At 64.7% G+C, this 20,124-nt stretch carries 19 protein-coding genes and 1 pseudogene; 14 read left to right on the top strand and 6 right to left on the bottom strand.

Annotation, left to right across the window (positions count from 1 at the left end):
• Positions 1-34 precede the first annotated feature (34 nt).
• The 4 genes and pseudogenes from VNN77_02620 to VNN77_02605 all read right to left on the bottom strand — a co-directional run bounded on the left by VNN77_02620 (position 35) and on the right by VNN77_02605 (position 4,379).
• The gene (locus tag VNN77_02620) at positions 35-1,201 is read right to left on the bottom strand and encodes an ATP-binding protein (protein ID HXG50283.1); all 1,167 of its coding nucleotides are present in this window, start codon (positions 1,199-1,201) and stop codon (positions 35-37) included.
• Positions 1,202-1,557: 356 nt separating this feature from the next.
• Positions 1,558-1,863: pseudogene (locus VNN77_02615) on the bottom strand (type I restriction-modification system subunit M N-terminal domain-containing protein).
• Between the two features lie 481 nt (positions 1,864-2,344).
• On the bottom strand, positions 2,345-3,706 hold the full coding sequence (gene radA / locus VNN77_02610) for a DNA repair protein RadA (protein ID HXG50282.1): 1,362 nt from the start codon (positions 3,704-3,706) through the stop codon (positions 2,345-2,347).
• Between the two features lie 106 nt (positions 3,707-3,812).
• Positions 3,813-4,379 carry a DNA-processing protein DprA gene (locus VNN77_02605; GenBank protein ID HXG50281.1) on the bottom strand — a complete coding sequence of 189 codons (567 nt, stop codon included), beginning with the start codon at positions 4,377-4,379 and terminating at the stop codon, positions 3,813-3,815.
• Positions 4,380-4,612: 233 nt separating this feature from the next.
• On the opposite strand from VNN77_02605, the gene bioF reads away from it, so the two are divergent.
• From bioF to VNN77_02585, 4 genes are all read left to right on the top strand, one after another.
• Positions 4,613-5,773 (top strand): 8-amino-7-oxononanoate synthase, encoded by a 1,161-nt coding sequence (bioF, locus tag VNN77_02600; protein ID HXG50280.1) that lies wholly within the window; start codon positions 4,613-4,615, stop codon positions 5,771-5,773.
• On the top strand, positions 5,774-7,132 hold the full coding sequence (gene bioA / locus VNN77_02595) for an adenosylmethionine--8-amino-7-oxononanoate transaminase (protein HXG50279.1): 1,359 nt from the start codon (positions 5,774-5,776) through the stop codon (positions 7,130-7,132).
• A gap of 77 nt (positions 7,133-7,209) precedes the next feature.
• On the top strand, positions 7,210-7,917 hold the full coding sequence (gene bioD / locus VNN77_02590; protein HXG50278.1) for a dethiobiotin synthase: 708 nt from the start codon (positions 7,210-7,212) through the stop codon (positions 7,915-7,917).
• Between the two features lie 148 nt (positions 7,918-8,065).
• The gene (locus tag VNN77_02585) at positions 8,066-8,416 is read left to right on the top strand and encodes a hypothetical protein (protein HXG50277.1); all 351 of its coding nucleotides are present in this window, start codon (positions 8,066-8,068) and stop codon (positions 8,414-8,416) included.
• An 8-nt stretch (positions 8,417-8,424) separates the two neighbouring features.
• Here VNN77_02585 and larC read toward each other — a convergent pair whose 3' ends face one another.
• Entirely contained in the window at positions 8,425-9,618 is a 1,194-nt protein-coding gene (larC, locus tag VNN77_02580; GenBank protein HXG50276.1) for a nickel pincer cofactor biosynthesis protein LarC, read from the bottom strand.
• A gap of 60 nt (positions 9,619-9,678) precedes the next feature.
• Positions 9,679-10,890: an alpha/beta fold hydrolase gene (locus VNN77_02575; GenBank protein HXG50275.1), complete on the bottom strand. Its 1,212-nt coding sequence runs from the start codon at positions 10,888-10,890 to the stop codon at positions 9,679-9,681.
• A gap of 270 nt (positions 10,891-11,160) precedes the next feature.
• On the opposite strand from VNN77_02575, the gene VNN77_02570 reads away from it, so the two are divergent.
• From VNN77_02570 to VNN77_02525, 10 genes are all read left to right on the top strand, one after another.
• Positions 11,161-11,556 (top strand): NADH-quinone oxidoreductase subunit A, encoded by a 396-nt coding sequence (locus tag VNN77_02570; protein HXG50274.1) that lies wholly within the window; start codon positions 11,161-11,163, stop codon positions 11,554-11,556.
• Positions 11,557-11,578: 22 nt separating this feature from the next.
• Positions 11,579-12,091 carry an NADH-quinone oxidoreductase subunit NuoB gene (nuoB, locus tag VNN77_02565; protein ID HXG50273.1) on the top strand — a complete coding sequence of 171 codons (513 nt, stop codon included), beginning with the start codon at positions 11,579-11,581 and terminating at the stop codon, positions 12,089-12,091.
• 5 nt (positions 12,092-12,096) lie between these two features.
• On the top strand, positions 12,097-12,603 hold the full coding sequence (locus tag VNN77_02560) for an NADH-quinone oxidoreductase subunit C (GenBank protein HXG50272.1): 507 nt from the start codon (positions 12,097-12,099) through the stop codon (positions 12,601-12,603).
• 7 nt (positions 12,604-12,610) lie between these two features.
• A complete protein-coding gene (locus tag VNN77_02555) occupies positions 12,611-13,753 on the top strand; it encodes an NADH-quinone oxidoreductase subunit D (protein HXG50271.1) in 1,143 nt (380 codons plus the stop codon).
• A 16-nt stretch (positions 13,754-13,769) separates the two neighbouring features.
• Entirely contained in the window at positions 13,770-14,957 is a 1,188-nt protein-coding gene (gene nuoH / locus VNN77_02550; GenBank protein ID HXG50270.1) for an NADH-quinone oxidoreductase subunit NuoH, read from the top strand.
• A gap of 9 nt (positions 14,958-14,966) precedes the next feature.
• Positions 14,967-15,524 carry an NADH-quinone oxidoreductase subunit I gene (locus VNN77_02545; GenBank protein HXG50269.1) on the top strand — a complete coding sequence of 186 codons (558 nt, stop codon included), beginning with the start codon at positions 14,967-14,969 and terminating at the stop codon, positions 15,522-15,524.
• Between the two features lie 119 nt (positions 15,525-15,643).
• The gene (locus VNN77_02540; GenBank protein HXG50268.1) at positions 15,644-16,150 is read left to right on the top strand and encodes an NADH-quinone oxidoreductase subunit J; all 507 of its coding nucleotides are present in this window, start codon (positions 15,644-15,646) and stop codon (positions 16,148-16,150) included.
• Positions 16,150-16,470 (top strand): NADH-quinone oxidoreductase subunit NuoK, encoded by a 321-nt coding sequence (gene nuoK / locus VNN77_02535; protein HXG50267.1) that lies wholly within the window; start codon positions 16,150-16,152, stop codon positions 16,468-16,470. Before VNN77_02540 ends, nuoK begins: the two co-directional genes overlap by 1 nt.
• A 73-nt stretch (positions 16,471-16,543) precedes the next feature.
• A complete protein-coding gene (nuoL, locus tag VNN77_02530) occupies positions 16,544-18,580 on the top strand; it encodes an NADH-quinone oxidoreductase subunit L (protein ID HXG50266.1) in 2,037 nt (678 codons plus the stop codon).
• A gap of 23 nt (positions 18,581-18,603) precedes the next feature.
• Entirely contained in the window at positions 18,604-20,118 is a 1,515-nt protein-coding gene (locus tag VNN77_02525) for an NADH-quinone oxidoreductase subunit M (GenBank protein HXG50265.1), read from the top strand.
• Positions 20,119-20,124 lie beyond the last annotated feature (6 nt).

Here is a 20,124-nt window from a genome sequence, read left to right as displayed (position 1 = left end):
GCGTCGAGCGGCAGCGCGACATCGATGAGCTTCTTCACAGCACCCTCCACCAGGGGACCGCAAGGACGCGCCGCGTCAGCGGAAAGACCTCGTCGCCGTCGTAGAGCAGCAGTCCTCCGTCGCTCTCACGGGGGTACTCGTCGAGGAAGGTCTCCAGACCCTTCGCATCGCGCGGCAGCACTCGCTTGGATGTCTTGACCTCGATGGGCAAAAGCCGGCCAGGGGTCTCGATGACGAAGTCAACCTCGGCGCCGTCGGCCGTGCGCCAGTAGAGCACCTCGGGCCGCGGGGTCTGGAGCTCGCGCCAGGCGAACAGATCGAGGAGCACGAGATTTTCGAGGTGTGCGCCGCGCGGCTCGGTCTCGCCCGACAGGTGCAGCGCGAGCGCCGTGTCGTACCAGTAGAGCTTCGGCGCCTTGATGAGGCGCTTCGTGCGGTTGACCGCGAAGGCCGGAAGCCGCACCGCGAGGTAGCTCGCTTCGAGCACGTTCAAGAAGCGGTGTACCTGCGGCTGGCTCAGGCCCACGTCGCGGCCAAGCTCGGCCTGGTTGAGGAGCGAGCCGGTACGCTGGCAGGCCGCCTGCGCAAGCCGGCGAAAGTCCGCCAAGTTCTCCACCGCGCGCAGCTCCGGAAGGTCCCGTTCGAGGTACGTCTGGACGTAGCCTGCGAACCAGTGCGCGCGCTGCCCCGAGTCCGCGAGCTCGTGCGCCGGCACCGGGAAGCCGCCGCGGCGCACGGCTTCCCGCCAGTCGTGCGCCGCGGCACGGGCGCACGCAAGGATTTCACGCCACTTTGCGAAGCGGGTACCGAGCAGCTCGCGCCAGAGGCCGGTGCGGCCGGAGCCGGAGAGCTCACCGACCGTAAGTGGCCACAGCGTGACGTAGCTCGCACGACCCGCCAGGGTCTCGCCGATCCGCCGCAGCATGAGCAGGTTCGCCGAACCGGTGAGTATGAAGCGGCCGAGCCGGCGCGGACGGTCGCGGTCCACGGCCCGCTTGACGGCGATGAGCAGGTCTTTCGCTCGCTGGACCTCGTCGAGCACGAGCGCCGGCGCTCGTGCCACCACCGCCTCGGGGTCGGCCTCGGCCTGAAGCCGGAGCGCAAGATCGTCGAGCGTGAGGTACGGCCGTGCGGCGAGTTCGGGGTGCGAGCGAACCAGCGTGGTCTTGCCGGTCTGGCGCGCACCGAGCAGCACGACCACGGGTGAGACCCGTAGCGCGTCCGAGAGTGCCCGGGCGGCTGCCCGGGGGAGAGGAGCGGACCCAGCGGCCGATTCCACGCCGGTATGATAATCATTCCTTGCAAGTTAAAGCAAGCAGATCGCCGCGCCGCCGGGCCGCGGGCTCATCGCGGCGCGTCCGCCCGAGCGAGCAATTCGGCGAAGTCGTAGTTGACGCTCGTGACCCCCGAAGTCCCTCGCGCTGGAACGGCCGGCGCAGGTGACGAACCCAGTGCTGGTCCCCGTCAAAGAGCTCCACCAGCACGAGGATGAAGTCGTCCGGGTCGAGGCTGGTGAGGATCTCGTTCTTCGTCACCATCACAGTTCTCGTCGGCCTGGCGGGCCTGTGCCTTTAGATGTGCCCACCGCGCTTCCGGCGGCCCCCAAAAGATGCTCAGGGCGCGGTATTTGTCCGGGTCCTCGGGGTCAGCGCCCTGTGCGCGTTCGGCTTCGAGCTTTTTGTGCTGCTCTTCGAACGCATCGGAAATGTATTTCAGGAAGATCAGGCCGAGGACCACGTGCTTGTAATCGGCGGCGTCCATCGAGTCTCGGAGGGCATCGGCCATCTTCCACAGTTCGGCATCGTAGCCGACGGTGGCGCCGGTGGTGTCGCCTGTCTGCGCGTTGTTCTTTCGCTTCGCCAAGGTCTACCTCATTCGGCGATCATGCATGCGCGTGGCTCAGGCGCGTCTAACTATTGACTATACCGACCAGTATATTTCGCTGTCCAAGTCGCTGTCGGATGGGCAGATTCTCCTGTGTTCTCTGCAAGTTGTCAAAGGAAATCATGGCGCTGTATGGACGCAATATACCGATCCGTATAGCCCCGTTATACCCGACCGGCAGGACCGAGGAGCCCATCGGCCGGAGCTAACCACGCTGGCAGCGGCACTCGTTTGGCAGCCCCCGATTCAAGAAGCAGCGCCGGCACTTTGGCCAAAGCTCGGCCCATGTGGCAGCCGGGACGGTTAGGGCCGTCAAAACCACACGCCTTCAGATCGGGCCTTGGAATCCACCTTCTTGATGAGCCCGTCGTGGTCTTCCCCAGGGCCGCGTGAAAGGGAAAGCACGGTATCGTCGCCACCGGCGCCGCAATACAAGAGGCCGAGAGGTCGACCGCGACGGCTAGAAGAGGATTTTCCAGCAGTCCCGGAGCGAGCCTACGCCCGTGAGCTTCGGCCGGGAGATGTGCTTGAGCTGGGAAGCGTTGCTGGAGGGCAGGATGCAGCGCTCGAAGCCGAGCTTGCCGGCTTCTCTGACCCGGGCCTCGACCTGGGTGACGGCGCGCACTTCGCCCGCGAGCCCCACCTCGCCGAAGAAAACGGTCTTGGGGTCGATCACGGTCTCGCGGTAGCTCGAAGCCACCGCGGCGACGATGCCGAGGTCCACGGCCGGCTCATCGATCTGAACGCCGCCAGCGACGTTGACGAAGATGTCCTGATCGAAGAGCTTGGCCCCCATCTTTTTCTCCAGCACGGCGACCAGCAGCGCGACGCGGTTGTGATCGACTCCGATCGTGGTGCGCCGGGGCACGGCGAGAAACGAGCGGCTGACCAGCGCCTGCAACTCGACCAGGATCGGCCGGGTCCCCTCCATGCTGCAGACCACCGCCGACCCCGGCACTTCGAGCGGTCGCTCCATGAGAAAGATCTCGGAGGGGTTGGCGACCTCTTTGAGCCCTTCTTCCTTCATCTCGAAGACACCGATCTCGTTGGTCGAGCCGAAACGGTTCTTGACGGCGCGCAGGATGCGAAAGCTGTGGCCGCGGTCTCCTTCGAAGTAGAGCACGGTGTCGACCATATGCTCGAGGACCCGGGGACCGGCGATGGCGCCGTCCTTGGTGACGTGGCCAATCAAGAAGGTGGTCAGCCCGGTCTTCTTGGCGACCACGATGATCGAGCCCGAGCTTTCCCGCACCTGAGCGATGCTTCCCGGAGCCGATGGGATCGAGGAGGTGAAGATCGTCTGGATCGAGTCGACGACAAGGACGTCGGGCTTGACGCGCTTCACCTGATCGAGGATCCGCTCCAGAGACGTCTCGCTCAGGATGAGCAGATTGGGCGCGGCGATGCCGAGCCGCTCCGCGCGCATCTTGATCTGCTGGCGCGACTCCTCGCCCGAAACGTAGAGGCAGGTGAGCCCCTGGCGGCTCACGGCGGCAAAGGCCTGGAGGAGGAGCGTGGATTTGCCGATGCCGGGATCGCCGCCGATCAGAATCACCGAGCCGGGGACCAGCCCGCCTCCCAGAACGCGGTCCAGCTCTCCGATACCGGTCAGCGTGCGGCCGCTCTCCTCCATATCGATCTCGTGGATCGGCGATGGATCCTCCCGGCTCCCGAGGCTGAGCTCGCCGCGCGGATGCGCGGCCCGCTCCTGCCGCTCCTCGACCAGGCTGTTCCACTGGTTGCAGTCGGGACATTTCCCGAGCCACTTCGGCGACTGATGGCCGCAGCTCTGGCAGGTGTAAATGATCTTGGGCTTGGCCATGGATCTTTCGCCCTCGCGTGATCTTGACCGGTCGCGGCTGGCCGTCGCTCGATTCTAACAGAGGTCTTCCGATTCTGCGATGAAGACGCCCCGTTATCCGCTCGCCTCAACGGGCGGAGCCCAGCTCGAGCCTCGGAACGCGCCAGCGCTCCGCCAGGGCCGAGATGCGCTCGACCTGTCCGCCGGGCTCGGCATGGATGATCAGTATCTCGTCGGAAAGCGCGGCAACCAGCTCGTTTCGCCGGCGCGCGGTCTCTTTGTCCGCGCGGCGCGTCTTTTCAAAACGGGAAAGGAGGAGGAGCCGGCCCGCCTCCAGGGCCCGCAGCCAGTCGTCCGGGAGCCGCACCTTTTGCAGCGAGCGGGCGGGACAAACGATCGCCGGCCGTCCGGCTTCGAGAAGAATTCGCAGGCAATCCTTTTCGACGGGGGATTGAAAGCCGCTGACGACCACCCGGCTGTCCGCGTCAAGTCTTTGCAGGGCTTTTCGGGCGGCAAGCGCCGCCTCATCGGGACAGCGCTCGGAACAAAACAGCCCGACCTTCCGCAGCGAGAGGATTTCGGTATCGCCGACCGCCCAGAGCCGGGAGGGAGCGGCGACATTCAGTCTCCGCTCGACAGTGTGAGGCCACCGAACGTCGGACGCCGTGAGAATCAGCGGACCGATGGGGTTCATTGCCTGCTGAGTATTCCTGCTCCCGTCGAAAACGCCGGGTCGCAAAAACGCCGGGTCGCAAACGAAAAGAACGGCGGCTCGCACTCAAATAGCACACCTTTGCGAAAGCTGGTAGCGTAGTGGCGTCGGGACGCCGAAGCGCAGGGAAAGGGAGTACCGCCGCTTCGAGGAGTGACGCACGGCCGTATTGCGGGCCTTGCCTCCGTATATTATTAAAATTTCCCAACGTCGACGTGACGCTCGATTTCATTCAAGACGAACTGGACCGGCTCGCCCGCGCCGGGCAGTACCGCCGGCTCCGCCTGGTCGAGGGGGAGCAGGATACGGTACTGACCGTGGACGGTCGTCGGGCGCTCAACTTCTGCTCGAACAACTACCTCGGGTTGGCCGGCCATCCCGCGCTGCGGGAAGCCGCCAAGCAAGCGATCGACCGCTACGGCTGCGGCGCGGGCGCCTCCCGGCTCATCTCGGGGAACATGGAGCTGCACGAGGAGCTGGAGCGGAGGATCGCCCACCTGAAGGGGACGGAGGCGGCCCTGGTGTTCAATTCGGGCTTCCAGGCCAACACCGGGATCGTCTCGACGCTCGCCGGCGAAGGGGACACGATCTTCAGCGACGCGCTGAACCACGCGAGCATCATCGACGGCTGCCGCCTGTCGCGCGCCCGAACCGTCGTTTACGGGCACTGCGATTTGAACCAGCTCGAGGACGGGCTGCGGGCCTGCGGGCCCGGCGGGCGGAAGCTGATCGTCACCGAGTCGCTGTTCAGCATGGACGGCGACGAGGCGCCGCTCGAGGGCATCGTCGATCTGGCCGAGCGCTACGGCGCGGCGGTGATGGTCGACGAGGCGCACGCAACCGGCGTGTACGAGCCGGACGGGGCTGGCCTGGTTCGAAAGCTCGGCCTCGGGGAGCGCGTGGCCGTGCAGATGGGAACGTTGGGCAAAGCGCTGGGGGGCTTCGGCGCTTACGTCGCCGGGAGCCGCGAGTTGCGCGAACTGCTGGTCAACCGCTGCCGAAGCTTCATCTTTACCACGGCTCTGCCGCCCGCGGTGATGGCGATGGGTATCGCGGCCATCGACCTGGTCGCAAGAGAGCCCGAGCGCCGCCAGGCCCTGCGGCAAAACTGCGAGGCGCTGCGCGCGGGACTCCAGGCGCTGGGCTTCTCGCTCGGCCGAAGCGAGAGTCAGATTTTCCCCGTGATCGTCGGCGACGCGGGAGCGTGCATGAGGCTTTCGGAGCGGCTGCTGCAACGGGGGGTTTTCGCTCAGGGGATCCGGCCGCCGACGGTGCCGCCCGGCACCGCGCGCCTGCGGGTCACCGTCATGGCAACGCACACTCCGGAGCAGATTCGGCAGGCGCTGGACGTCTTCCAGCAAGTTCGGGAATCCTAAATGACACTCTATTCGGACCGCCTCAAGCAACTGGACCATGCCCACCTCTGGCATCCCTTCACCCAGATGCAGGAGTGGATGGGGGAGGAGCCCTGCATTATCAGCCAGGCGGACGGCCATTACCTCGTCGATATCCACGGCCGGAAATACCTGGACGGCGTCTCTTCGCTGTGGTGCAACGTTCACGGCCACAGGAAAAAGGAGATCGACGAAGCGATCCGCACACAGCTCGAGCGCGTCGCCCACTCGACGTTTCTCGGATTGAGCCACGTCCCCGGCATCCAGCTCGCGCAAAAGCTCGTGGAGATCGCGCCGCCGGGCCTGCAGCGGGTTTTCTATTCCGACAGCGGCGCCACCGCAGTCGAGATCGCCCTCAAAATGGCCGTCCAGTACTGGCAGCTCAAAGGGGAGCTGCAGAGGACCCGATTCGCCACGCTGGCGGAGTCCTACCATGGGGATACAGTGGGCTCGATGAGCCTCGGATATTCGGAGACCTTTCACCGCTTTCACCGGAGCCTGCTCTTTCCGGTCGTGCGCCTCACGCCGCCCCACATTTTCCGGTATTACCGGCGGATGAGCGAAGCCGAAGCGCTCGCCGCCGCCGTCGCCGAGGCGCGGGAGAAGATCGCACGGGAAAAAGATTCACTCGCGGGCGTCGTGATGGAGCCGTTGATGCAGGGCGCGGCCGGGATGTGGGCCCACCCCGTCGAGTACCTCCGGGCGCTGCACGACCTCTGCCGGGAGCACGGCATCCTGCTCGTGCTCGACGAGGTTGCCACGGGCTTCGGCCGTACCGGGCGAATGTTCGCCAGCGAACACGCGGGGGTCTCTCCCGACCTCCTGTGCCTTGCCAAGGGGCTTACCGGCGGCTACCTGCCGCTGGCGGCGACGCTTGCCACCGAGGAGATCTTCGCCGCGTTTCTCGGCGAGTACCACGAGTACAAAACCTTCTTTCATGGCCACACCTACACCGGAAATCCGCTCGGGTGCGCGGCCGCCATCGCCAACCTGGAGCTCTTCGAACGCGACCGTATCGTCGAGCGCATGGCGCCGCGGGTGGATTATCTGCGCCGGCGGCTGACCGACGATTTTCTCGCGCTCGAGCACGTGAGCGACGTGCGCCAATGGGGGCTGATGGCCGGCATCGAGCTGGCGGCCGACAAGGAGGCACGCGCGAGCTACCCGCCTGAAAAGAGGATCGGACATCGGGTGATCCTCGAGGCGCGCAGGCGGAGCGTCATCATCCGTCCGCTGGGCGACGTGATCGTCTTGATGCCGCCCCTGACGATCTCCGCCGAAGAACTGCAAACGCTGCTCGACGTCGCTTACGATTGCATCCGCGCAGTGACGGAGGGCTGAAGCGCCAGGGGCCGGAGAGCCGGTTTGCGCCGGCGGTGCCGGCGCGGTCGGCGTCGGCCGGAGTACCGATCGAGCCCATGGGTCGGGGAATTTTCATCACCGGAACGGATACAGGGGTGGGCAAGACGTTCTTTGCCTGCGGCCTTGCCGCATCGCTTCGCGGTCGCGGCTATCGTGTGGGCGTGATGAAGCCGGCCGAGACGGGCTGCGCCCGGGCCGATGGAAGCCTGCTGCCCGACGATGCCGCTCGCCTCAAAGCGGCATCGGGCTGCGAGCTCCCGCTCGAGGTCGTCTGCCCCTACGCGCTGCGCGAGCCGCTCGCGCCGAGCCTGGCCGCCGAGCGCGACGGGGTTCGGATCGAGATCGACCGCATCGTGCGCTCCTACCGCGAGATCCGCGCGGCGCACGACGTCACGCTGGTCGAGGGCGCGGGCGGCCTGATGGTTCCGCTCCTTCCGGCCTACACCTTTGCCGATCTCGCCGCCCTGCTGGAGCTCCCCGTGATCGTGGTCGCGGCCAATCGCCTGGGGGCGATCAATCATCTGCTGCTCACGCTCGAGCACGCGAGCTGCAAGGGGCTGCGCGTGCTCGGGTACGTGCTGAACCGAAGCGCGGCGGACGCGTCGCTGGCGGCGGAAACCAATCGCGAGGCGCTGTCGACCCTGACGGCGGTGCCTTGCCTGGGAGAGATCGAGCCCATGGAGACGGACGTGGAACATTCCCTGCTCGCCGGGCGCTTCGAGGAGCGACTGTGCTTCGAGGCGCTGGCGAGCGTGCTGGACTAAGGTGCGAGTCGGCCGGGCGCGGCACGCTCGTTCGGGTCCCGGGGATGTTCTGCGGGACCGAGCACGGCGGACCTCCACCGCGCTTACGCGGAGCCGGTGCCCCTGTACGAGAACAACCGGCCAGGACGCGACGGCGGCAGGTGAAAAGATGAGCCCGGAAGCCGAAGCGATCGCCCGCGTACTGCTCGAGCACCGAAAGAGCGTCTCTCGGGGAGAAGGGAAACGCGAGGGTCTCGACGCCTGTCTGCTGACCTACGGTGAGCTTTGCGAGCGCGCGCGCCTTCCGGGAGCGAAGCCGGCGGTTGGAAAGCTGCTCCGGGAGATCGCCGTCTGGTGCCACGAGAACGGCTGGCCGCCGCTCAACGCTCTCGCGGTAAACCACGACACCCGCCGGCCCGGGCACGGCTACGACCGGGCTCCGGGATGCAGCCTCGCCGGCTGGCGCGCGGCCGTAGAAGCGTGCCTCGAGTTCAAGGGCTATCCGGACGTCGGGAATTAGTCCCCGCTTCAGCGATCTCCGGCCGGAGCGAGGGCACCGGATTTCTCGATGGCGCGCATCGCCTCGTCGTAGAGCAGCTTGAGCGGCAAGTGCCTCGCAGCGGCGATGCGTTTGAGATCGTCGTACTCCGGCGTCGCACGTTTTTCCCCGTCGGGCTGGTCGACGATCTTCACGCGCACCGGGCCGTAGCGGGTCCTGACCTTCGCCGTCGAGCGACGCAGCGCCAGGCGCCCTACGAGGTAGCAACGCAGGCCGATCGTGGAGGTTTCCCGGAAAAGGACCCGTGCGAGCGCCTCCCGCTTCGACGGCTCGGCGAGCACGCGCAACAGTGTGGCGGGGCGGTTCTTCTTCATCTGGAGCGGAGAGAGAAAGACGTCGCGCGCTCCCGCAGCGAAGAGGCGATCGAAGACGTAGTCGTAGAACTCCGGGTTCATGTCGTCGATGTTCGTCTCGATCACGAGCATTTCCTCTTCGGTCCAGGGAGGCTCGCCCTCTCCCACGAGAAGGCGAAAGAGATTCGGGCGCTCGGCGAAGTCCTGCCGCCCGGCGCCATAGCCGATTTTCTCGATCGTCATCCCGGGTTGCCGGCCGAAGGATTGGCCGAGCACCCTGAGGATCGCGGCGCCGGTCGGGGTCACGGTCTCGGCGGCAACCGAAACGCCGTAGGTCGGCACTCCTTTCAGGAGCTCGAGCGTCGCGGGCGCGGGGGCGGGCAAAGGGCCGTGGGCCGAGCGGGCGAGGCCGCTCCCGAGCGGCACGCTGGAGAAGTGGAGAGCGCCCAAGCCGAGCTCGCGACAGCCGACGGCGGCGGCGACGATGTCGACGATGGAATCTGCAGCCCCGATCTCGTGAAAGTGGACCTGGTCCGGAGGGACGCCGTGGATCTTCCCTTCCGCGGCCGCCAGCCGCGAGAAGATCTCTAGCGCGGTGGCCTTGCACTCGGGAGCAAGGCGGCTGCGGCCGATGAGCGTCCTGATCTGCCGCCAGGAACGCGGCGGCTGCTTTCCGGACGGCGTGACGCTCAGGCGGCGTGCCCGAACGCCGTGAACGGTCCGGGTTGAGGCCCTGAGCTCGAAGCGAAGCCCCGGGATTTTTCGGAGCTCCCGATCGAGCTTGCGCAGGGACAAACCCGCGTCGATCAGCGCGCCGGCGAACATGTCGCCGCTCAGGCCGCCGATCAGCTCTCCGTAGCCGATTCGCATGGAAGGGCCGTTTGCCGCCCGTGCCACAACGAGCACGCGCGAAAAGAAGGTCGGTTCCGGCTACCAGTCCGAATGGATCTCGCGGCCGCTGGTCTCGACGTAAATCTTCTCCGACTTGAAAGGTTTCCCCGCCAGCCGGTCGGCGAGCCAGTTGATGAGCAGCACTCGGGCGCGCGGGTTTCGGATCGAGTGCTTCTCGCCCTCGTAAACGACCAGGACCTTGGGGCTTTTGAGCTCTTCCATGAACTGATAGACGAACTTCATATCGCAGTGCTCGTCGTCTTCCCCGGCGACGATCATGTAGGGGCAGGTGATCCTGGCGGCGACGCCTTCGAGCGTGAGGGTTTTGGCGAACTCGTCGAACGCCGCCTCGTCGTCGTAGCCGGACATGTACATGTAATTGAGCTTGAAGGTCGGCGAGGACATGTTGAAGATCGCGAACTGCCCCGGCTCCATGCACACTCCGCTTACCGCACACGCCTTGAATCTCGGCTCGGCGGCGACCACGCGCGGCGCCCAGTACGAGCCCATGCTCGACCCCAGGACGCCGAGGCGCCCGGCGTCAATCTCCGGCCGGCGCACGAGGTAGTCGCACGCAAGCCGCCCGACGTCCTCGTAGTTCGAGGCGGTGCATTTGATGCCACGCTCGCGGGTTTCGCCCTGTCCGGGCCCGTCGACGGCGAAGACCGCGATTCCCCGCTCCAGCAGCGGATCGTTGTTCATGGGGGTGTCTTCCTTGACCCCGTCCATCCCGGGGATGTACATGACGCAAGGGACTTTTTCTCCCTGGCTGCGGCCGGGAGGCAGATGCAGCAACGCCTGGACGAAGTTCCCCTGGTACGGCAGCTCCACCCGCTCGATCGGCCGGCCCGCGTACTGAATGAACTTATCGTAGCAGGCGCGTTTTCGTTCCTGCCAGGCGATGCGCTTGGGGTTGTGGTCCTCGTAGATCGCCCACATGGCGTTGGTGTAGAAGACCGACGCGATGTAGTAATGCTCGCGGGCCTCCACCAGATGCCCCGCCGTTTCGGTCTCCCGGGCCAGCGCTTCGCGGCGAGCGGCGGCTTTGGAAAACTCACGCGGAATGTCGGTGAATTTCTGGATCCGGCGGGCGATTTCCTGAAGGTCGCTGTGCACGGCGGGGCCGCAGTTCCGGAGGATCTTTCCCGTGCGCCCCTGATCCCAGTCCAGCCCCCGCGTCTGGATGACCTGATCCAGGAGCCAGCGCTGCTCGCGCCAGCGTCTCATCTTTCGTTCGGTTTCAATCCGCATGGTCCCTCCGCAAAGCCGCGCCAGTCCCGCTCGAAGGCCGCGGGGCGGGCGCCTGGGCGCCGTTTTTTTCGAGGTTCGAATCTAGTCAAAGACCGATCGGATGGCAATCGGGGGGACACCGTGCCGTAACGGCCTTGGAAAGCCGCGGGGGCGCCTTCCGCCGACGGGCGGGCGCGAGCGCCTCCGGTCTGGTTCGGCCGTTGATTCCGGAAAATTTTTGTGCCTATAGTGGAAAAGCTTCGCTTCATCCACCGTAACGTGTAACTACGGATAGTTGCGATGTTATTTGATTTCGCCAACGTGTTGGTGTTTACCATCCTGGCGCTCGCGTTCGTCGGGGTGAACCTGCTGATTGGCCGATTGCTGAGGCCATACAATCCGCAGGTGAGGAAGCTCTCCACCTATGAGTGCGGCGAGCCGTCGATGGGGAGCGCCTGGGTCAACTTCAACATCCGCTTCTATCTGGTCGCCCTGATCTTTATCATCTTCGAGGTTGAAATCGCCTTCATCTTCCCGGTCGCCACGGTATTTCGGGGAATGCTGGAAAGCGGGCGCGGGTTGTTCGCCTTTGTCGAGATCCTGGTGTTCGTCGGGATCCTGTTTCTCGGCCTGGTTTATGCCTGGGCGAAGGGCGACCTCGAGTGGGTGAAAAAGGTCAAGGCGTAGGTTTTGAGAGCCGGGAGGTTCGATGAAACCGCTGCTCAACACTCTTCCCGAGACGGTTTTCACGACGAAGGTCGATCAGATCCTCAACTGGGGTCGCGCCTCCTCGCAGTGGTACATGCTCTTCGGGCTGGCCTGCTGCGCGATCGAGCTGATGCAGACGGGCGGGCCGCGGGCCGACCTGGACCGCTTCGGCGCGGTGCCAAGGGCCACGCCGCGGCAGTCGGACCTGATGATCGTCGCGGGCACGCTCACTTACAAAATGGCCAAGCGGACCAAGCTCCTTTACGATCAGATGCCCGACCCCAAGTACGTGATTTCAATGGGGAGCTGCTCGAACTGCGGCGGCCTGTTCCAGCTCGCCTACTCGGTCTGTAAGGGGGTCGACAAGATCATTCCAGTCGATGTTTACGTCCCGGGCTGTCCGCCGCGGCCCGAAGCTCTGACCGAGGGGCTGCTGCGGATCCAGGACAAAATGATGCGCGAGCGCTGGCTGGTGCGCCCCTCATCGGCCGCCCAGGAGCGGCTCGAAGCCTAGGCGGGATGGAAGCTCCGGAAATCTACGCGCGCCTCGAAAGCCGATTCCCGGGAAAGGTCGGCGAGTTCAAGGGAGAGGTGCACGAACCCTATTGCACGGTAGCTGCCGAGGCGATCGTGGAGGTGTGCCGTTTTCTCCGCGACGACCCCGATCTGAAATTCGAGGTGCTGTCGGATCTTACCGCGCTCGACTGGCCTAAGGCCGAAAAGATCCAGGTGGTCTATCATCTTTTTTCGTACGAGAAGCGCCACCAGATCGTCTTGAAGGTCGATCTGCCCCGCGACAACCCGCAGATCGCCACGGTCGAGGAGGTCTGGAAGGTCGCCAACTGGTTCGAGCGCGAAGTCTTCGATCTGTTCGGCGTCGTTTTCGTGGGCCACAGCGACCTGCGCCGCATCATGTTGCCGGAGGACTGGGTGGGACACCCGTTGCGCAAGGACTACGTCGAGCAGGAAGAATACGACGGCATCAGCACACAGCGCGCACCGCTGGTCGAAAAGCTTTTGCGGTAGGATGCTCATGAACGACGTTCCCTCCCTTCAGACGGAAGGCGTGTTCACGGAAGAGATGACGCTCAGCGTCGGGCCGCAGCACCCGAGCACGCACGGGGTGCTTCGTTTCGTGGTGAAGACCGACGGTGAAGTGATCGGGGAGGCGATCCCCGACGTGGGCTATCTGCACCGCTCGATCGAGAAGATCGGCGAAAAGGTGACCTGGCACGGCTACGTCCCCTACACCGACCGGGCGGACTACCTGGCGGCGATGTTCGCCAACCAGGGTTTTTGCATGGCAGCGGAGAGGCTCGGCGGGGTGGAGGTGGCGCGCCGCGGCGAGTTCTGCCGGGTGATCGCCTGCGAGCTCAACCGCATCGCGAGCCATCTGATCTCGGTGGGGACGTTCGGGCAGGACATCGGCGCGATGACTCCCTTCGTCCACGCCCTGCGCGAGCGCGAGTCCATCAACGACCTGATGGAAGAGATTTGCGGCGCGCGCCTGACGTACAACTACATCCGCATCGGCGGAGTCGGCTACGACATCCTGCCGGAGACCTGCGAGCGCATCGCCCGGTTTCTCGATCACTTCGAGCCGATCGTCGACGAGTTCAACCGGCTCCTGTCGGAAAACAAGATCTTCAGGGAGAGGCTCGCGGGCGTGGCGGTGATCAGCCGCGAAGACGCCCTGTCCTACAACCTGGTCGGTCCCAACCTCCGGGGGTCCGGAGTCCGGTGGGACATCCGCCGCGACATTCCCTATTCGATCTATCCGGAGCTCGAGTTCGAAGTTCCGGTAGGAAGCGGCGCGGTGGGCAAGCTGGGCGACAGCTTCGACCGTTACTGGGTCCGGATTCGGGAGATGCAGGAGAGCTGCAAGATCCTGCGGCAGTGCCTGAAGATGCTGCCGAAGGGGCCGGCGATCGCCAAGGTGCCGCGGAAGTTCAAACCGCCGGCCGGCGAGTGCTACGCGCGGGTCGAAGCTCCCCGGGGGGATATGGGGTTTTACGTAGTGAGCGACGGCAGCGAGTACCCGTATCGGGTGCGGATCCGCACGGGATCTTTTACGGCCATGAGCATCATCGACAAGCTCAGCCGGGGGATCATGGTCGCCGACCTGATCGCGTTGATCGGCAGCCTCGACGTCGACGCTCCGGAGATCGATCGCTGAGCGGGAAGAACGGCGCATGCAAGCTTATCTCGACCAACTGATCCAACAAGGCTATTTCGCCGGCGTTCCCAAGGAGCTGGTTTACGCCGGCGCCATGGTGCTCGTCGCGCTGGTCGTGCTTTCGGTTTTCGTCGCGCCGCTGGCGGGCGTGACGAGCTGGCTCGAGCGGAGGGTGTGGGCGCGCATGCAGTCCCGCGTCGGTCCGAACCGCGTGGGGCCCCAGGGAATCCTGCAGTGGCTCGCCGACGGCATCAAGAACCTGCTCAAGGAGGACCTGATTCCGGCGGCCGCGGACAAGAAGCTTTTCGCCCTGGCGCCGTATGTGGTCTTCATGGGCTTTCTCTGCACCTTCGTCGTGATCCCGTTCGGCAGCCGCCTGATCGTCGCGGACCTCAACATCGGAATTCTCTACGTGCTGGCCGTGACCTCGCTGGTCGTCGTGGGCATTCTCATGGCAGGTTGGTCCTCCAACAACAAATGGTCGCTGCTCGGCGGGATGCGCTCGGCGGCGCAGATCGTGAGCTACGAGATTCCCGCCGGCCTGGCCGTGCTCACCGTGGTGTTCCTGGCCGGCACGATGAGCATGCAGGGGATCATCCGCGCGCAGGGGTGGGCTCCCTGGGACTGGTTCCTGTTCCACAACCCCTTCACCTTCGCTGCTTTCTTCCTCTATTTCACCGCGGCGCTCGCCGAGGGCAACCGTACGCCCTTCGACATTCCCGAAGCCGAGTCGGAGCTGGTCGCCGGTTACGTGACCGAATACAGCGGCATGCGTTTCCTGTTCTTCTTTTTCGCCGAGTGGGGCAACCTGTACGTGATCGGCGCGGTGGCGACGACGCTGTTCATGGGAGGCTGGCAGGTGCCGCCGATCACGGGCGACCCCGTGCTGTTGGGGGTGCTTCAGTTCCTGGCGTTCTTCGTCAAGGCCTACCTGTGGGTGTTCGTCGCGATGTGGGTGCGCGCCACGTTGCCGCGGGTGCGCGTCGATCAGCTGATGACGCTGTGCTGGAAGTACATGGTCCCGCTGGCGTTCGTCTGTCTGCTCGGGACGATCGGCTGGATGTTCCTGCCGCGCGACGTTCAGGAAATCGCCAGCGGCGCGATGTTCGGCCTCGGAGTCGCGCTCGTGGTGATTTTTTTCCTCCGCGTGATGTTCCAGATCCGCCACGCCAAGCCGGAGCTCTATTTCAAGCCCTACATTTAGGAAGCGATCATGAACCTTGCCACCTACGTGAGGGATATCACGGACACGGTCCGGACGGTCTTCGAGGGAATGACGATCACTTTCTCCCATCTCGTGCGCCGGCCGATCACGGTCCAGTATCCCGACCGCATCCCGGTGCCGGTGCAGGAGACCCTGCCGCGGCGCTATCGCGGGATCCTCGAGGTCGATCTGGACATCTGCACCGGCTGCCTTGCGTGCGAGCGGGTCTGCCCGATCACCTGCATCACGATCGGGATCGACATGAACAAGGAGACCAAGCAGCGGCAGTTCACCCATTTCGACATCGATATTTGCAAATGCATGTACTGCGGCCTCTGTTCCGAGGCTTGTCCGACCGGGGCGATCCGCCATTCGCAGGAGTTCGAGGGCGCGAGCTACAACCCCGCCGGGCTGGTGCGTCACTTCGCGCCCAAGATGCAACCCCTGTACAAGCCCAAGAAGGGCGGGGAGACCGATCCCCGGCTGGCGGCCAAGGTCGAGATCGGTCAGAAATATCTCGACGAGTTCGCCACGCCGGAAGGAGGGGCGGCTGCAGAGGAGGGGTAGGCGGCTTACCAGGAAGCAGGCTCCAGGTCTTCGAATACGCTTGATCCGGAACGGATCTTCCGGTAATTGACCCGGAAAGCCTTCCGGCTTTCAACGACCCCGAATACCTACTTAAGCTTATGGATATTTCCGCAGCGGTCTTCTATTTCATCGCGCTGGTTACGATCGGGTCAGCCGTGATGGTGGCCTTCTCCCGGAACATCATCTACTCGGCTTTCTCTCTGCTCGGCACTTTCATGGGCGTGGCGGGGCTTTATGTTTTCCTCGGCGCGGACTTCGTGGCCGCCGTTCAACTGCTGATCTACGTGGGGGGCATCTTGATCCTGATCCTGTTCGCCGTCATGCTCACCCACCGCATCACTGATGTGCAAATCACCAACCGCGCGGCCGGGCGGGTGCCGGCCCTGATTCTGGTGGCGATTCTGCTCGGATTGCTCGTCGGAACCGCGGGACAGACGCCGTGGGCGAAGGCCAAGGAGACGGCCTACGCGGCCACCACCGGAAAGATCGGCGATCTTTTTCTCGAGACTTACCTGTTGCCATTCGAGCTGGCATCGCTGGTCCTGCTCGCGGCGCTCATCGGGGCCGTGGTGATCGCGCGCAAGGAGATCAAGGAAAAACCGTGATCGCCGGATTCGGACCCAACGAGCTGTCGTCGTATCTCGCCATCGGGGCGGTCCTGTTCGTGCTCGGCCTGTTCACGGTGCTCACGCGCCGCAACGCGATCAGCGTTCTGATGGGCGTCGAGCTGATCCTGAACAGCGCCAACGTCAACTACGTGGCGTTCTCGCGGTTCAGCAGCGGCGGCGTCGACGGCCAGATCTACGGCATCTTCGTCATCATGCTCGCCGCCGCCGAGGCGGCCGTGGGACTGGCGATCGTGCTGGCGATCTTCCAGATCTTCCACACCATTGACGTCGAGGGGGCGCAAACGCTGAAGGAGTAGGAAGGCCGGGGCCCCCGCGGGAACGGCGCGCCGGGTCGGCGCGGCGCGCGGCCCCCGAAAACGAAAGCACCAGATGGATCAACCACTGCAGACCGATTACTTGCGCTGGATCGTGCTGCTTCCCCTCGCCGGGGCGATCGTCAACGGCCTTTTGGGGGCTGCGATCCAGAAGCGGGCTGGCAAGGGGGCGATCGCCGTCCTCGCCTGCGCGCCCGTGGTCGCGGCCTTCGCGCTTTCGGTTTACGCTTTCCTCGAGCTGGCGGGTCTCAGCCCTGAGCATCGCTTCCTGATCGACCGGCTCTACCGCTGGATCGATCTCGGTTCGCTCAAGGTCGATCTCGCCTTCGCAGTCGACCCGCTTTCGGCGGTGATGATCCTGATCGTCACCGGGATCGGCGGCCTGATCCACATCTACGCCGTCGGCTACATGCACGACGACAAGGCCTTCTGGCGGTTCTTCGCCTATCTCAACCTTTTCACGGCCGCCATGCTGACGCTGGTCACCGGCGACAACATGCTGCTCATGTTCGTCGGCTGGGAGGGCGTCGGCCTCTGCTCGTATGCGCTGATCGGATTCTGGTACCAGGATCAGAACAACGCCCGCGCTGGCAACAAGGCTTTCATCGTCAACCGCGTCGGCGATTTCGGCTTTGTTCTCGGGATCTTTCTTCTCTTCTGGTCGTTCGACGCCCAGGGGCACGGGACGCTGACTTTCCGCGAGATGGCCAGATGGGCCCAAGGGCTTCAGGGGCAGCAGATCTGGGGAGTGAGCGCGGCGACACTCGCAACGCTGTTGCTGTTCGTCGGCGCCACCGGCAAATCCGCTCAGATCCCGCTCTACGTCTGGCTGCCGGACGCGATGGCCGGCCCGACGCCCGTGAGCGCCCTCATCCATGCCGCGACCATGGTCACGGCGGGCGTCTACATGGCCGCCCGGCTGAACTTCCTGTTTTCGATGGCACCGTTGACGCTGAACGTCATCGCCGGGGTCGGAGCGGCGACGGCGCTTCTGGCGGCGACGATCGCGCTCACGCAGTACGACATCAAGAAGGTGCTCGCGTACTCGACCGTGAGCCAGCTCGGCTACATGTTCATGGGAATCGGAGTCGGTGGCTACGCGGCGGCCATCTTCCACCTGATGACGCACGCCTTCTTCAAGGCCTGCCTGTTTCTGGGGGCGGGCAGCGTCATCCATGCCATGCACCACGAGCAGGACATGCGCAAGATGGGCGGGCTCAAGGGGCCGATGCCGTTGACTTTCGCCACCTTCTTCGTTTCGGTGCTGGCGATCGCGGGGATGCCGGGAACCGCCGGGTTCTTCTCCAAGGACGAAATCCTCTGGCTGGCTTTTTCCAACCACCATCCGGTGATCTGGGCGCTCGGGGTAGCGGGCGCGGGCATGACCTCCTTTTACATGTTCCGGCAGCTCTTCATGGTCTTTTTCGGCGAATGCCGCGCCGATCACCACACCCGCGAGCGCCTGCACGAGTCGCCGACGATCATGACGGCGCCGCTGGTAGTCCTGGCCGCGGGAGCGCTGCTGGCGGGGTGGATCGGCCTGCCTGCCGTGCTGGGCGGGAGCCGCTTTGCCGAGTGGCTCGAGCCCGTGCTGGGCGGCCACGGGGCAGAGCACGGCTCCCACGAGCTGGAGCTGCTGCTGATGGCGGTATCGGTCGCGGTGGCGGCGGGGGGATTCTTCCTCGCCTACCTGATTTACTATCGAGGGGTGCTTTCGGCCGACCGCTTCGCGTCGTTCGCGGGCGGGTTTTTCTATCGGCTCTTCGAGCGCAAGTACTACGTCGATGAGATCTACCAGGCGATCTTCGTCAACGGCAGCCTCCTGCTTGCGCGCTTGCTGGCGCTCTTCGACCAGTACGTGATCGACGGCATCGTCGACGGCTCGGCGGCGCTCACGCGGTGGCTGTCGTGGCTGAACGGCCTGTTCGATCTCTACGTGATCGACGGCATCGTCAACGGGGTGGCCGATACCTCCTACTGGGCGGGCAACCGCCTGCGCAGGGTCCAGACCGGAAACATCAACGGCTATCTCTACGGTATTCTGGTCGCGGTGGTGCTAGCGATCGTCGTCAAGCTCCGCTACTGGAGCTGAGGGCTAACGGGAGAGTTTGGAAGATGGAGCACGTGCTGACCTACATGACCTTTATTCCGGTGGCGGGCATGATCGTCGTGCTGCTGCTGCCGGCGGCGAGCCATAACCTCATTCGCTGGGTCTCCGCGGCCTTCACCGTTCCGCCCCTCCTGATGGCCTGCTGGCTGTTCGTGAACTTCGATCCCGCTAATCCGGGTTTTCAGTTCGTCGAGAAAGCACCGTGGATCCCCGCGTACAACATCCAGTACTTCGTCGGCGTGGACGGCCTGAGCATCTCGATGGTGCTGCTGACCGCGCTGCTCTGCTTTCTCTGCATTTTCGCCTCCTGGGGGATCGACAGGGGCGTCAAGGGCTATTTCGCGCTGTTCCTGCTGCTCGACGCGGGGATGATGGGCGTCTTCGTCGCCCTGGATTTCTTCCTGTTTTTCATCTTCTGGGAGGTCATGCTGCTGCCGATGTACTTCCTGATCGGCATCTGGGGCGGGCCCCGCCGCGAGTACGCCGCCATCAAGTTCTTTCTTTACACGCTCCTCGGCAGCGGCTTGATGCTGCTCGCCATCCTGGCGCTCTACTTCACGAGCGAGCCGCACACCTTCGACATGACGGTGCTGATGGCCCAGGCGAACCGCTACGGCACCCAGGTCCTGCCGCTCTGGCCGTTCAACGAGCTGCGCTGGGGATTCCAGCACGTGGTCTGGATGGCATTGTTCGTCGGCTTTGCGATCAAGATCCCGGCGTTTCCTTTCCATACCTGGCTGCCGGACGCCCACGTCGAGGCGCCCACGGCGATTTCCGTGATCCTCGCCGGGATCCTGCTCAAGATGGGTACGTACGGGATTCTGCGCACAAACTATCCGATGCTGCCAGCGGCGACCGCCGATCTCGCTTTCTGGTGCCTGGGGGCGCTCGGGGCCTGGAACATCATCTACGGCGCGCTCTGCGCGATGGCGCAGAAGGATCTCAAGAAGCTCGTCGCCTATTCCAGCGTGAGCCACATGGGCTACGTGATGCTGGGCATGGCCACCTTTACGACGCAGGGGATCAATGGCGCGGTGCTGCAGATGTTCAACCACGGAACGATCACCGGCATGCTGTTCCTCCTGGTCGGGGTGATCTACGACCGGGCGCACCACCGTGAGATCGAAGGATTCGGCGGGCTGGCCGCCGTCATGCCGGTCTACACCGGGGTGACCGCGCTCGCCTTCTTCGCCTCGATGGGGCTGCCGGGCCTTTCCGGGTTCATCTCGGAGGTGCTGGTGCTTCTCGGCGCCTGGCAGAAGTATCCCGTGCTTGCGATCATCGCCGCCAGCGGCGTCATCCTGACGGCGGGATACCTCCTCTGGACGATCCAGCGTGTGTGGCTGGGGCCGACCAACGAAAAATACCGTGCGCTTCCGGAAATCAACGGCCGGGAGATGTTCACCCTGGTGCCGCTGGGGGCGATCGTGGTCCTGGTCGGCGTTTACCCGAGCGTCGTTCTGGACCTGTTGCGGGCGTCGCTCGATCAGATCAACCAGATCGTCATTCCGCATCTCTGACCCGGC

This window comes from Candidatus Zixiibacteriota bacterium, from assembly GCA_035574315.1.
GTDB lineage: Bacteria > Desulfobacterota > Binatia > UBA9968 > UBA9968 > DATLYW01.
This window is presented reverse-complemented; position numbering and strand designations above follow the sequence as displayed.